14 protein-coding genes are annotated in these 12,294 nt (G+C 71.9%); 4 read left to right on the top strand and 10 right to left on the bottom strand.

The window, feature by feature from the left end:
* Positions 1–17 precede the first annotated feature (17 nt).
* Entirely contained in the window at positions 18–1,667 is a 1,650-nt protein-coding gene (locus tag AC2AXK_RS09730) for an ATP-binding cassette domain-containing protein (protein ID WP_484345168.1), read from the bottom strand.
* A 43-nt stretch (positions 1,668–1,710) separates the two neighbouring features.
* On the opposite strand from AC2AXK_RS09730, the gene AC2AXK_RS09725 reads away from it, so the two are divergent.
* The gene (locus tag AC2AXK_RS09725) at positions 1,711–2,136 is read left to right on the top strand and encodes a DUF3054 domain-containing protein (protein ID WP_484345167.1); all 426 of its coding nucleotides are present in this window, start codon (positions 1,711–1,713) and stop codon (positions 2,134–2,136) included.
* Here the strand turns inward: AC2AXK_RS09725 and rdgB are convergent.
* The 7 genes from rdgB to clpS form a co-directional block, all read right to left on the bottom strand.
* Positions 2,093–2,710, bottom strand: a complete 618-nt coding sequence (gene rdgB, locus AC2AXK_RS09720) for an RdgB/HAM1 family non-canonical purine NTP pyrophosphatase (RefSeq protein ID WP_484345166.1) — start codon at positions 2,708–2,710, stop codon at positions 2,093–2,095. The two genes, AC2AXK_RS09725 and rdgB, sit on opposite strands and share 44 nt — an antisense overlap.
* Positions 2,710–3,546, bottom strand: coding sequence for a ribonuclease PH (rph, locus tag AC2AXK_RS09715; protein WP_484345165.1), 837 nt, complete (start codon positions 3,544–3,546; stop codon positions 2,710–2,712). Before rph ends, rdgB begins: the two co-directional genes overlap by 1 nt.
* Before the next feature lie 44 nt (positions 3,547–3,590).
* The gene (locus AC2AXK_RS09710) at positions 3,591–4,394 is read right to left on the bottom strand and encodes an MBL fold metallo-hydrolase (protein WP_484345164.1); all 804 of its coding nucleotides are present in this window, start codon (positions 4,392–4,394) and stop codon (positions 3,591–3,593) included.
* On the bottom strand, positions 4,391–5,197 hold the full coding sequence (murI, locus tag AC2AXK_RS09705) for a glutamate racemase (RefSeq protein ID WP_484345163.1): 807 nt from the start codon (positions 5,195–5,197) through the stop codon (positions 4,391–4,393). Before murI ends, AC2AXK_RS09710 begins: the two co-directional genes overlap by 4 nt.
* 164 nt (positions 5,198–5,361) lie before the next feature.
* On the bottom strand, positions 5,362–5,517 hold the full coding sequence (locus AC2AXK_RS09700; RefSeq protein WP_484345162.1) for a hypothetical protein: 156 nt from the start codon (positions 5,515–5,517) through the stop codon (positions 5,362–5,364).
* A 134-nt stretch (positions 5,518–5,651) separates the two neighbouring features.
* Positions 5,652–6,422, bottom strand: coding sequence for a DUF2017 family protein (locus tag AC2AXK_RS09695; protein WP_484345161.1), 771 nt, complete (start codon positions 6,420–6,422; stop codon positions 5,652–5,654).
* 2 nt (positions 6,423–6,424) lie between these two features.
* Positions 6,425–6,718: an ATP-dependent Clp protease adapter ClpS gene (gene clpS / locus AC2AXK_RS09690; RefSeq protein WP_484345160.1), complete on the bottom strand. Its 294-nt coding sequence runs from the start codon at positions 6,716–6,718 to the stop codon at positions 6,425–6,427.
* Between the two features lie 48 nt (positions 6,719–6,766).
* On the opposite strand from clpS, the gene AC2AXK_RS09685 reads away from it, so the two are divergent.
* Positions 6,767–8,089 (top strand): nicotinate phosphoribosyltransferase, encoded by a 1,323-nt coding sequence (locus tag AC2AXK_RS09685; protein WP_484345159.1) that lies wholly within the window; start codon positions 6,767–6,769, stop codon positions 8,087–8,089.
* A 7-nt stretch (positions 8,090–8,096) separates the two neighbouring features.
* On the opposite strand, the gene AC2AXK_RS09680 is transcribed toward AC2AXK_RS09685, so the two are convergent.
* Both AC2AXK_RS09680 and AC2AXK_RS09675 read right to left on the bottom strand, forming a co-directional pair.
* Positions 8,097–9,899 carry a DEAD/DEAH box helicase gene (locus AC2AXK_RS09680; protein ID WP_484345410.1) on the bottom strand — a complete coding sequence of 601 codons (1,803 nt, stop codon included), beginning with the start codon at positions 9,897–9,899 and terminating at the stop codon, positions 8,097–8,099.
* Positions 9,900–9,943: 44 nt separating this feature from the next.
* On the bottom strand, positions 9,944–10,291 hold the full coding sequence (locus AC2AXK_RS09675) for a DUF3039 domain-containing protein (protein WP_484345158.1): 348 nt from the start codon (positions 10,289–10,291) through the stop codon (positions 9,944–9,946).
* A gap of 141 nt (positions 10,292–10,432) precedes the next feature.
* Here AC2AXK_RS09675 and AC2AXK_RS09670 point away from each other — a divergent pair, with 141 nt between their 5' ends.
* Together AC2AXK_RS09670 and AC2AXK_RS09665 are read left to right on the top strand one after the other, a co-directional pair.
* Positions 10,433–10,822, top strand: a complete 390-nt coding sequence (locus AC2AXK_RS09670; RefSeq protein WP_484345157.1) for an RNA-binding S4 domain-containing protein — start codon at positions 10,433–10,435, stop codon at positions 10,820–10,822.
* Between the two features lie 34 nt (positions 10,823–10,856).
* Positions 10,857–12,293, top strand: a complete 1,437-nt coding sequence (locus tag AC2AXK_RS09665) for a lipase maturation factor family protein (RefSeq protein WP_484345156.1) — start codon at positions 10,857–10,859, stop codon at positions 12,291–12,293.
* Position 12,294 lies beyond the last annotated feature (1 nt).

Raw genomic sequence — 12,294 nt, 5'->3', positions numbered from 1 at the left:
TCGGGCCGGCCGAGGTCTCAGAGCTCGAGCCGGTCCCAGTCGTGCAGATCGTCCTGCATCCGCCGGTCGTGCGTCGCGACGACGACTGCCGCCGACGTGACACGCAGGGCGCGGGTGAGGTCGTCCACAAGATCGATCGACAGGTGGTTGGTCGGCTCGTCGAGCAGCAGGACGTGCGGTGCCGCGAGCAGGGCGCACGCGAGATCGAGGCGCCGGCGCTGGCCCACGGACAGCTCGGCGACCGGCCGGTCGAGGTCCTCTTCCGAGAGCACACCGAGCAGCGCGACGGGCACCACGTGGTCGGGGTCCAGGCTGCCGTCGGCGAGCAGTCGCAGCGCGAGCGCGGCGTACTGGTCGAACCCGGTCACCGGCCCCGCCGCGTCGTCGGTCGGGTCGTGCGCAGCTGCGGGGGTTCCCTCCTGGGCGACCACACCGAGCCGGGCGTCCGGTAGCGCCGTCCGGTAGCCGCGGTCGAGCGCGATCGTCCCGGCGAGCACCCCGAGCAGGGTGGACTTCCCCGCGCCGTTCGCCCCGGTGATGAGCAGCCGTCCCGACGGCGGGACGGTGATCCGCTCGCCAGGCAGGTCGAGCCGCGGCGCTCCCCCGTCACCCCGGACCGCCGGGTTGCGGAGATCCACGACGGGCGAGTCCGGCTGCCACCCGGGTTGCATCGTCGGCAGGTCCGGGAAGTGCAGCGCGGGCGGGGGTGGGGGGATCTCGACCGCCTCCGCCTTGAGCTTCTCGACGAGCCGGTCAGCAGCCTTGACGTGCGTCCGCGCACGCGTTCCACGCCGGTGCTTCTGGCTGCCCTTGGGCGGTCGCCACTCGTCGGACAGACCTTCGTAGGTCATGTCCAGCCGCGCCGCGAGCACCTCGGCCCGCTTCGTCTCCGCCCGGTACCGCTGCCGCCACCGGTGCAGCGCCTGGGTCTTGGCGAACCGGTAGGACAGGTAGCCGGGCTGCCCGTAGAGCACCGGCCTGCCGTCGACGGACGGGTCGAGATCAAGGATGGCCGTGGCGACGTCGTCGAGCAGCTGACGGTCATGGGTGACGATGACGACGGCGCCGGTCCAGGCGGTCAGCTCCGCGGTGAGGTAGTCGATACCGCCCCGGTCGAGGTGGTTCGTCGGCTCGTCGAGCAGCAGGATGTCCGCCCGTTCCGCGAGCGTGCAGGCGAGCCGTACGCGGAAGCGCTCACCGACGGAGAGCGTGTCGAGCCGGCGCTCCATGTCGCGGCACGCGCCGAGCCGGGAGAGCGCCACCTGCACGCGCCGGTCGACGTCCCACGCCGCCAGGTGGTCGGCACGGGCGAGCAGGGACGAGAACTCACCGAGCGAGCCCGACTCGTGGTCGAAGGCCGCGGCCGCACGCTCGAGGTCCTCAGCGACACGTCGCACCTCCGCGAGCGCGTCGCGGACGAGGTCCCCGACCGTCTGTCCGGGCTCGACGACGAGCTCCTGGCGGACGACCGAGCACGAACCGGTACGTCGCACCTGCCCCGAGCCCGGCGGGAGGTCGTCGGCAAGGAGCCGCAGGAGCGTCGTCTTCCCTGACCCGTTCTCACCGACCACGGCGAGACGCTGCCCGGCGGACACCCGCAGCGAGACGTCGGTGAGGACGGGACGGCCGGGATACCCGAAGCCCAGATGGTCTGCCACGAGATGCACGCAGCAACGATACGCGTCCAGGTGCACCGGTTATCGTCGGGACGTGCCTGCACCGACCCGTCTGCCCGCCCTCGTCGCTGTCGTCGTCGACGTCGCGCTCGTCCTCGTCTTCGCCGTCGTGGGGCGCTCGAGCCACGACGAGCCCGTCACCCTCGGCGGTCTCCTCACCACGGCGTGGCCGTTCCTCGTCGGCCTCGCGGTCGGGTGGGTCGTGGCCCATGCCGCTCGGCCGGCGGCCGTGCGCTGGACGGCGTCCGCGGCCGTGCGCGCGAGCCTCATGGTCGTCGTGCTGTGGGCGACCGCGATGGGACTGCGCCTCGTCAGCGGTCAGGGAGTCTCGGGTGCGTTCCCCGTCGTGGCGCTCGGGGCGCTCGCCGCACTGCTGCTCGGCTGGCGCCTCGTGGCGGCTGCTGCGCTGCGCCTGCTCAGCGGGCGAGGATCTCGGCGATCCGAGGTGCAAGTGCCCTGAACGCCTGACCGCGGTGGCTGATCGCGTTCTTCTCCTCGGGCGTGAGCTCCGCGCACGAGCGGTCGTGACCGACGGGTCGCAGGACCGGGTCGTAGCCGAACCCGCCGTCCCCACGTGGGGCGGTGAGCAGCTCACCGACGAGCGCGCCGGTGACGACGTGCTCGTCCCCGTCCGGGGTGACGAGCGCAGCCGCGCACACGAAGCGCGCACCGCGGTGCTCCGCAGGCACGTCGACGAGCTGGGCGAGGAGCAGATCGAGGTTGGCCCGGTCGTCTCCATGGGTCCCCGCCCAGCGTGCAGAGAAGATCCCGGGCGCCCCGCCCAGGACGTCGACGGCGAGGCCGGAGTCGTCGGCGACGGCGGGCAGCCCGGTTGCCGCCGCGAGCACGCGCGCCTTGAGGAGCGCGTTCTCCTCGAACGTCACGCCGTCCTCCACGGGAGCAGGCACGTCGAACGACGTCGCGCCCGCGACGTCCTCCGCGACGAGTCCAGGTACGGCCTGCGCGAGGATCGCGCGCAGCTCGCCGACCTTGTGCTCGTTGTGGGTGGCCAGGACCAGGCGTGGGGTCGGCATCAGGGGTTCTCCGTCGTCTCGATGGGGGTGGTCGCGGCGGTGGCGTCCGTCGGGGGTCCGCCGCGCACGGGGGTCAGGCTCGTGGGCTCCCCCTGCTCCAGTGCCGCACGCTGGGCCGCAGCGAGCCGGGCGACGCCCACGGTGGCCAGATCGAGCAGGGCATCCAGGTCAGCGCGGCCCAGGGGCGCTCCCTCGGCGGTGCCCTGGACCTCGACGAAACCCCCGCGACCCGTCATCGCGACGTTGAGGTCCGTGTCCGCCCGCGCATCCTCGACGTACGCGAGATCCAGGAGCGGCGCGCCGTCGACGATCCCGACGCTCACCGCGGCGACCGAGTCGAGGAGGACCGGGCGGCTGCCCTTGATGAGCTTCGTGCGCAGCCCCCACGCGACAGCGTCAGCGAGCGCCACGTACGCGCCGGTGATCGCCGCGGTCCGTGTCCCGCCGTCCGCCTGCAGCACGTCGCAGTCCACGTGCAGGGTGTTCTCCCCCAACGCCCGCAGGTCGACGACGGAACGCAGCGCCCGGGCCACGATCCTCGAGATCTCGTGGGCGCGACCACCGACGCCCCCGCGGACCGACTCCCGCGTCCCCCGCGCGACCGTCGCGCGAGGCAGCATCGCGTACTCCGCACCCACCCACCCCTCGCCCGACCCACGCTTCCAGCGAGGCGCGCCGCGCGTGAGGGTCGCGGCGCACAGCACCCGTGTCGCTCCGAACTCGATGAGGACGCTGCCCTCCGCAGCGTCGAGCCATCCGCGAGTGATCCGCACGGGCCGCAGCTCGTCAGCCGATCGTCCGTCGACACGGACCACCTCGGGCGGGACGGGGGTCATGGCAGCCTCCCTAGCGGCATCCGGGACAGCGCGGCCCGCGGGACTCACAGCGTGTAGGTGGCACCGTGCTCCACGACGCCTACGGGTCCGGAGAACTCGGCGCGCGCCTCGGTGACGCTCGCACCGGCGTCGTTCCATGCGGGAATGTGGGTGAGGAGCAGCCGACGGGCACGTGCCTCTGCGGCGATCCGCCCGGCGCGCCGTCCCGTGAGGTGGATGCCGCGCGCATGGTCGCGCCCCTCGACGAAGGCGGCCTCGGCAAGAAGCACGTCCGCGTCCTGGGCGAGGGCGAGAGCGCCGGCGCACGCGTCCGTGTCCCCCGTGTACGCAAGCGTCACCCGGGTGCCCGGTCGCTCGGTGCTCGGCCCGGTGATCCGCAGCCCGTAGGCCTCGACAGGGTGCTCGACGGCGAACGGCTCGATGGTCAACGGTCCGACCTCGGTGTGGTCCCCCGGACGCCATGCCCGGAAGTCGAACTGCCCGCCCATCGTCTCCCCCTCGGCCAGCCCGTAGGACTCCGCGAGGCGCGCCTCGGTCCCCCCCGGGCCGTGGACGGGCACCGGCGCGAGCCCGGCGAGGCGCTCGGACCCTCGCTCCGGGTGGTACTTGAGGTACACGTAGTACCCGCACAGGTCGGAGAAGTGGTCGGGGTGCAGGTGCGAGATCGCGATCGCGTCGACGTCGAAGAGGTCGACGGCACGTTGCAGCTGACCCAGGGCACCGCTGCCGACGTCGAGGACGACGGACCACGTCCGGCCCGCAGCATCGTCCGCCTGCAGCAGATAACAGGACGCCGGCGACGCCGGGGACGCGAAGGACCCGGCCATCCCGACGATCGTCAGCTTCATGCGACCGATTCCACCACGGCGACCTCGGGACCGAGGAATCGGCGCGCGAGTCCGGAGAAGACGTCGGCGTCGCCCGTCGACCGGAACCTGTGCACGGGGGGACCGGCGCTCACGTCCCGCTCGAGGTTGTGCGCGACGAGAGTCCGGTAGACGTCCTTCGCCGTCTCCTCGGCGCTCGAGACGAGGGTCACGTCCTCACCCATGACGTAGGAGATCGCCCCCGTCAGCAACGGGTAGTGCGTGCACCCGAGGATGAGGGTGTCGATCCCGGACGCGCGCACCGGGTCGAGGTACCGGTGCGCTGCCTCGAGCACCTGCGGTCCGGCCGTGAGCCCTGCTTCGACGAGGTCCACGAAGTCGGGGCATGCCTGGGGGTGCACGCGCACACCTGGCGCGGCGGCGAGAGCGTCTTCGTACGCACGGGACTCGATCGTCGCCCGCGTTCCGATGACGCCGATCTCGCCGGTGCGGGTTGCCGCGGCCGCACGGCGCGCGGCCGGGAGGATCACCTCGACGACGGGGATCCCGCGCCCCACGGTGTACCGCTCCCGCGCATCACGCAGCACCGCGGCCGAGGCGCTGTTGCACGCGATGACGAGCATCTTCACGCCCTCGTCGACGAGGTGGTCCATGACGCCCAGGGCGAGCGAGCGGACCGTGGCGAGAGGCTTGGGTCCGTACGGCGCGTTGCGGGTGTCGCCGACGTAGAGGACGGACTCGTTGGGCAGCTGGTCGAGGATCGACCGCGCAACGGTGAGTCCGCCGACGCCGGAGTCGAATATGCCGATCGGAGCGTCATTCACACCCAGAGACTAACCGTGCCCGTTGCCGCGCGAAAAACCGCACGACCGCGCACGGAGGCGGCGACCCCGGGAACAAGAACGCCGACCTGCACGCTGTACGCGTGCAGGTCGGCGAAGAGGTGATGCTGCCCCCTGCTGCTGGCACCGTCAGGTGCCATGGCCTGTTAGACCCTCGACTTGCCCTTGTTGAGCAGTCCCAGAACCAGGCTCACCACGAGGATCGCGATACCGACCCAGATGAGAACCTTCGCGGCCTCGACGGCCACACCGAGGATCAGGAGGACGACGCCGACGATCAGAACGAGCAACCAGGTAGGCATATGACCCTCTTCTCTCTCACAGGCCCGTGCGGCAGCTCCGCAGCGGGTGAATCGCGACCATGCTGGCAGCAACTGCGCCGACGCGCACGTCGAGAGCACCGACGACGCACATCTCGTGTGCGCTGCGCGATGAACTAGGAGCGCGCCACACCCTCGCGGTACCGCTCGATGAGGCACTCCGTGAGCGATTCCTGGAGATACCCGGCGAGCACGAACACGGACCCGAGGAACAGCCGGGGCCCAGAGTCGTCGGGGGCACCCTCCGGGATCGGTTCGCCCTCCTGCTCCGGGTCGCCCGGGCGGCCCCTGCGAGCGGCCTCGGACTCGTCGTCCCAGCTGCCCGTGACCATGTCGTAGAGCTCCTGGGCGTCGGCGTCCGAACGCAGCGACAGACGCTCCCCGATGACCAGCCGGATGTCCGCGAGGGCGCCGGCGATCGCCTCCGCCTCGTCGTCCAGCACCTCGAAGTCGAGCTGGCGTGTCTCGTCGGACGACGGCGCTGCCTCCAGGAGCAGCTGGGCGAACAGCAGGAGCCGCTCGACCTTCTGCTGACGCAGGTCGTCGTCCGTGAAGCGGCGGAACTCCTGAGCGATCTCCGGGTCGGCGGACGCATCCGGGATGAGCCGCCGCACCGCCGGGTCGGTCGGTGCCTGTGCTGGCTCGTCCGTCATCCCGTCGAACAACCCACGGATCGCAGCATCCGTGTCGTCCTCTGCAGGACCGTCGGACTCGGTGCCAGGGTCCGCCGGCGCGGTGTCCTCCTCGGCCTCGTAGAAGCTCTCCTCGCCGCCGAGGAGCTCGACCACGTCTCCGGTGACCTGAGCCAGCACGAGCCGCTCGGGAGTGGACAGACCCGCCGTGAACGTCGTGGCGCCGTTGTCGCTCGTCGCCCGGAACGGCCGCACCACTACTCCCCGCTCCGACGCATGGTCGCCCACAGCCCGTAGGAGTGCATCGCCCGGACGTCCATCTCGACCTTCTCCCTGCCGCCCGTCGACACGGCGGCCTGCCCCTCCTCGTGGACCTGCATCATGAGGGCGTGCGCCGTGGACTGCGGGTACCCGAAGTAGCTCTCGAACACGTACGCGACGTAGTTCATGAGGTTGACGGGGTCGTTCCACACGACGGTGACCCACGGGTCAGCGACGTCCTGCTCGAGGTCCCCGCGCACGTCGGCGTCGGGAGCGGTGCTGGCTGTCACGACACAATCGTAGGTCCTCGCAGGGCCGCGGTGCCCTACCGTTGCCTCATGGGTACAGCGCTTCTCACGGACCGGTACGAGCTGACGATGCTCCAGGCGGCTCTCGCCGACGGCACGGCGGACCGGCACTGCGTCTTCGAGGTGTTCACGCGCCGGCTCCCGTCGTGGCGACGCTACGCGGTCCTCGCCGGCACAGGCCGCATCCTCGAGGGTCTTGCCGACTTCCGGTTCGGCCCTGACGAGCTCGAGTGGCTCGCCCGCGAGAAGGTCGTCGACGACCGGACCCTCGCCTACCTCGAGGAGTACCGGTTCACCGGGAGCATCACGGGCTATGCCGAGGGTGAGACGTTCTTCCCGTCCAGCCCGGTCCTCGTCGTCGAGGGAACGTTCGCCGAGGCGGTGCTGCTCGAGACCTACGTGCTCTCGGTGCTCAACCACGACTCCGCGATCGCGTCGGCCGCCTCCCGGATGACGAGTGCGGCCGTCGACCGCCCGTGCCTCGAGATGGGATCCCGCCGGGCCCACGAGGAGGCTGCGGTCGCGGCTGCCCGGGCGGCTGCCGTCGCTGGCTTCGCGGCGACGTCCAACCTCGAGGCCGGGCGGCGCTACGGCATCCCGACGATCGGCACCGCGGCGCACGCCTTCACTCTTCTGCACGACGACGAGGAGGAGGCGTTCGCCTCGCAGATCGCCGCCTTCGGGCCCTCGACGACGTTGCTCGTCGACACCTATGACGTCACGCGCGGCGTCGAGCGGGCCATCGCTGCCGCCGGGACGTCCTTGGGTGCCGTCCGGCTGGACTCCGGGGACCTCGGGGTGCAGGCCCTCGAGGTCCGCCGCCAGCTGGACTCGCTCGGTGCGCACGACACGCGGATCACGGTGACCTCCGACCTCGACGAGTACGCGATCGCGGCCCTCGCGGCGTCGCCGGTGGACTCGTACGGCGTCGGGACGAAGCTCGTCACCGGCTCGGGGGCACCCACGTGCGGCATGGTCTACAAGCTCGTGGCCCGGGAGGGGGCCACCGGCACGCTGGAGCCCGTCGCCAAGGCGTCGTCCGCCAAGACGAGTGTCGGTGGACGAAAGACCGCCGCCCGACAGCTCGACGACGACGGCCGAGCCGTCGCCGAGGTCATCGTGTCCGGTCCGGACGACGAGGTCGCCAGGTGGGAACCGCGGTCGTCCGACCTGCGCCCGCTGCACCACGCCCTCGTGACGGACGGGGTGGTCGACCCGCGGTGGCTCGGACACGCAGGCGTCGTCACCGGGGCGGCCCGGCACGCCGCGTCACGGGACGAGCTCCCCCGTGGGGCCCGGAGGCTGTCCACGGGGGACCTCGCGATCCCGACGACGACGCTGACTCTCGGCTGAGGACCGGCTACTTCTTCCCGACGAACCAGCCGCGGACGACCTCGACCCGGGCGGTCAGCTGGTCGATGCTCGCGAGCGGCACCTCGGGGCCGCCGCTGCGGCGCCTGAGCTCGTTGTGCACGGACCCGTGCGGCTGACCGGTGCGCCTGGCCCAGGCCGAGACGAGCTGGGAGAGCTCCTTGCGCAGCTCCGTGGCGCGTCGGTGCTCGAGCTCGGCACGTTCCGCCGACGCGCGGTGCGCGGAGCTCTTCCCGCTGAGCTGGCTGGCCTGGCGCTGCTTGAGCAGTGCCGTGACCTGGTCGGCGTCGAGCAGTCCGGGCAGGCCGAGGAAGTCGAGCTCCTCGTCGGACCCCATCTCGGCGCCGGTACCGAACTCCCCGCCGTCGAACAGGACACGGTCGAACGTCGCCTGGGCCTCGAGCATCTCGAAGGATCCTTGCTCGACGAGTCCCTCCGACGCCTTGGAGTCCCGGTTGGCCGCCGCCATGAGCGCGTCCTCGGGGTTGAACATGTCCCCGGACTCGGCCGCACTGAGCGGCTTGTCGAGCGCATGGTCCCGCTCGACCTCGAGCGTGTTCGCGAGGTCGAGCAGGTTCGGCACGCTGGGCAGGAAGACGGAGGCGGTCTCCCCACGCCGTCGGGCGCGGACGAACCGCCCGACGGCCTGGGCGAAGAACAGGGCCGTCGCCGTCGACGTCGCGTACACGCCGACCGCCAGGCGCGGGACGTCCACGCCCTCGGAGACCATGCGCACGGCGACCATCCACCGCTGCGTCCCGTCGGAGAACTCGTCGATCCGCGCGCTCGCACCGTCGTCGTCGGACAGCACGACGGTCGGCGACTCACCCGTGAGGCGGGCGAGGTGCCCCGCGTAGGCGCGCGCGTCGTTCTGGTCGGTGGCGATGACGAGGCCTCCGGCGTCGGGCACGCTGCGGCGCACCTCGCTCAGGCGCTTGTCCGCGGCCTCGAGCACCGCCGGGATCCACTGGCCGTTGGGGTCGAGCGCCGTGCGCCACGCCTGGGCGGTCATGTCCTTGGTCAGCGGCTCGCCGAGCCGTGCGCTCACCTCGTCCCCCGCCCGGGTGCGCCAGCGCATCTGCCCCGAGTAGGTGAGGAAGATCACAGGCCGGACGACGCCGTCCCGCAACGCCTCCCCGTAGCCGTACACATAGTCGGCTGCCGACCGCCGGATGCCGTCCTGCCCACGCTCGTACGTGACGAACGGGATGGCCGCGGTGTCCGACCGGAAGGGCGTCCCGGTGAGCGCGAGCCGGCGCGTCGCGCCCTCGAACGCCTCACGGACGGCATCACCCCACGACAACGCGTCGCCACCGTGGTGCACCTCGTCGAGGATGACGAGGGTCGGCCCGGCCGTCGTGCGCGCAGCGTGCAGCGCCGGGTTGGCGGCAACCTGCGCGTACGTGAGTGCCACGCCGTCGTACTGCGCGCCATGACGCCCCTGGCTGTTCTTGAAGTTGGGGTCGATCCGCACACCCACGCGCGCCGCGGCGTCAGCCCACTGGTGCTTGAGGTGCTCCGTCGGGGCGACGACGGTGATACGTCGCACGATCCCCTGCTCGAGGAGCTCGGTCGCGATGCGCAGCGCGAACGTCGTCTTGCCGGCACCGGGGGTCGCGACCGCGAGGAAGTCCCGCGACGGGTGCGTGCGGTACGCCTCGAGCGCCTCCGCCTGCCACGCCCGCAGCTTCGACGCCGTGCCCCACGGCGCGCGCCGCGGGAAGCTCGGTGACAGGTGCGACGCCGCTGCCGACGACGCGGCGTGCGGGACGGGGGTGACGGGCGGCCTCAGGGGGCTGCCGGCTGCTGTGCCGCGATGCTGGTCCAGATCCCCGCTCACTTGCCGTCGTCGCCCGGACCCGAGCCACCGGGCTCGTTGTCCTGCGGGTCGCGCAGACCGTCGTAGATCTCCTTGCAGATGGGGCACACGGGGAACTTGTTCGGGTCACGGCCCGGCACCCACACCTTGCCGCACAGCGCGATGACCGGCTTGCCGCTCAGGGCGGAGTTGAGGATCTTCTCCTTGCGGACGTAGTGCGCGAACCGCTCGTGGTCGCCAGGCTCGACCTCCTCGCGCGTCTCGGTGCGCTCGAGGGTGCTCGTCGACGTGCCGCCGCCGACGTCGCCGGGGTCGTCGGCGAAGGGATCAAGGGGGCCGGTGCTCATCGACGGGCGTGAACTCATGGCCACGAGTCTACGCGCGGCGGCGGGGACGGCTCGGCCGGATCACGTGTCCCCGCACCCGGTGCCGGGGCACCGTGGTGAGTGTCACGCCCCGGACGGGGCAACGCCTCATCGACGCGGCGGCACTTGTAGAGTCGAACGATGCCTGACGCCGCACCGACCGCCCGCGTGGACAGCTGGACATGGGCCGTCCGGCTCTTCCGCACCCGCACGCTCGCCTCGGCGGCGTGCCGGGCGGGCCACGTGCGCGTCAACGGTGACCGCGCCAAGCCGGCGACGCCCGTCCGACCCGGCGACGAGGTCCGGGTGCGCGGTGAGGGTCCGGAGCGGATCGTCGTGGTCTCCCGCGTCGTCGTGAAGCGGGTCGGCGCGTCGGTCGCGGCCGAGTGTCTCGTCGATCACACGCCTGCACCTCCCCCCCGGACCGAGGTCCCGGTCGCGGGCGTCCGGGACCGCGGTGCGGGCCGCCCCACGAAGCGGGAGCGCCGCAAGATCGACGAGATGCGGGGGCGCGGGTTGTCGCGCGAGTAAGGACGGCGGACGTGACGACCGCGGGAGGAGCGCGATGGACTGGCTCGGCTGGTTCGGGACCGGCGACTACGACGTCGCCCGGCAGATCCTGCAACGCGGCGTCGCGGCAATCTACGTCGTCGCCCTGTGGGGGGCCGTCGCGCACTTCCGCGCCTTGCTCGGTGAGCACGGCCTGCTGCCCGCGCCCGCGTTCCTCGCCCGCACGAGCTGGCGCACGGCGCCGACACTCTTCCGCTGGCACTACTCCGACCGTGCCCTCCTCGTCGCGGCCTGGACCGGCATCGCTCTCGCGCTCACGGTCGTGACCGGCTGGGCACAGAGCGGCCCCCCGTGGGTGCCGATGCTCGTGTTCCTGCTCCTGTGGGGGCTGTACTTCTCGATCGTGGCGATCGGGCAGACGTTCTACGCCTTCGGCTGGGAGATGCTCCTGCTCGAGGCAGGCTTCCTCGTCGCGTTCCTCGGGTCGGACGAGGTCGCCACGCCGATCCTCGTCATCGTGGCCTCGCGGTGGCTCGTGTTCCGGCTGGAGCTCGGCGCCGGTCTCATCAAGATGCGGGGCGACACCGCGTGGCGGGACCTCACGGCGCTCGACTACCACCACGAGACCCAGCCGATGCCTGGTCCCTTCAGCTGGCACGCGCACCACCTTCCCCGGTGGTGGCATCGCGTGGAGGTCCTCGGCAATCACGTCACCCAGCTCGTCGTACCCTTCCTCCTCTTCCTCCCCCAGCCCGTCGCGTCCGTGGCCGGTGCGATCGTCGTCCTCACCCAGGCGTGGCTCGTGGTCACAGGGAACTTCGCGTGGCTCAACGTCCTCACGATGGTCCTCGCGTGCAGTGCGATCAGTGACAGCACGTGGGACCGGCTGCTCCCCTGGTACACCGACGACGGCGCCGTCGCTCCCGTGCAGCTGCCGTTCGCCGTCGTCGTCACCGGGGTCGTCGCGGTGCTCGCGGTCCTCAGCTACCGTCCTGCGAAGAACCTGCTCTCCCGGCACCAGCTCATGAACGCGAGCTTCGACCCGTTGAAGCTCGTCAACGCCTACGGGGCGTTCGGGAGCATCACGCGGGTGCGCCACGAGGTCGTCGTGTCCGGCACGCTCAGCGACGACCCGGACGACGCCGACTGGCGGGAGTACGAGTTCCGCGGGAAGCCGGGCGACGTCGCCCGGCGACCGCGCCAGTTCGCACCGTTCCACCTGCGGCTCGACTGGCTCATGTGGTTCCTCGCGCTCGGCAGCCCCAGCGACCGGTGGTTCATGGTGCTGCTGCGCCGGCTCCTCGAGGGCGACGCCCGCACGCTGCGCCTGCTGTCGATGGACCCGTTCGACGGCACCCCGCCGCGAGCGGTCCGCGCGGTGCTCTACCGCTACCGCTACACCACACCGGCCGAGCGCCGCGCGACGGGGAACTGGTGGGTCCGCCAGGAGCTCGGCGAGGTCGTGCCGCCGGTCGGTGTACCCGACCACTGAC

Source organism: Sanguibacter sp. Z6_81 (genome assembly GCF_057180625.1).
This window is presented reverse-complemented; position numbering and strand designations above follow the sequence as displayed.

What these genes read in the sequence shown, in the direction of transcription:
- AC2AXK_RS09700 (WP_484345162.1), bottom strand. Translation starts at nt 5,517, where the DNA reads ATGCCTACCTGGTTGCTCGTTCTGATCGTCGGCGTCGTCCTCCTGATC.
- AC2AXK_RS09670 (WP_484345157.1), top strand. Translation starts at nt 10,433, where the DNA reads ATGCCTGACGCCGCACCGACCGCCCGCGTGGACAGCTGGACATGGGCC.
- AC2AXK_RS09685 (WP_484345159.1), top strand. Translation starts at nt 6,767, where the DNA reads ATGGGTACAGCGCTTCTCACGGACCGGTACGAGCTGACGATGCTCCAG.
- AC2AXK_RS09675 (WP_484345158.1), bottom strand. Translation starts at nt 10,291, where the DNA reads ATGAGTTCACGCCCGTCGATGAGCACCGGCCCCCTTGATCCCTTCGCC.
- rdgB (WP_484345166.1), bottom strand. Translation starts at nt 2,710, where the DNA reads ATGCCGACCCCACGCCTGGTCCTGGCCACCCACAACGAGCACAAGGTC.
- rph (WP_484345165.1), bottom strand. Translation starts at nt 3,546, where the DNA reads ATGACCCCCGTCCCGCCCGAGGTGGTCCGTGTCGACGGACGATCGGCT.
- AC2AXK_RS09665 (WP_484345156.1), top strand. Translation starts at nt 10,857, where the DNA reads ATGGACTGGCTCGGCTGGTTCGGGACCGGCGACTACGACGTCGCCCGG.
- AC2AXK_RS09710 (WP_484345164.1), bottom strand. Translation starts at nt 4,394, where the DNA reads ATGAAGCTGACGATCGTCGGGATGGCCGGGTCCTTCGCGTCCCCGGCG.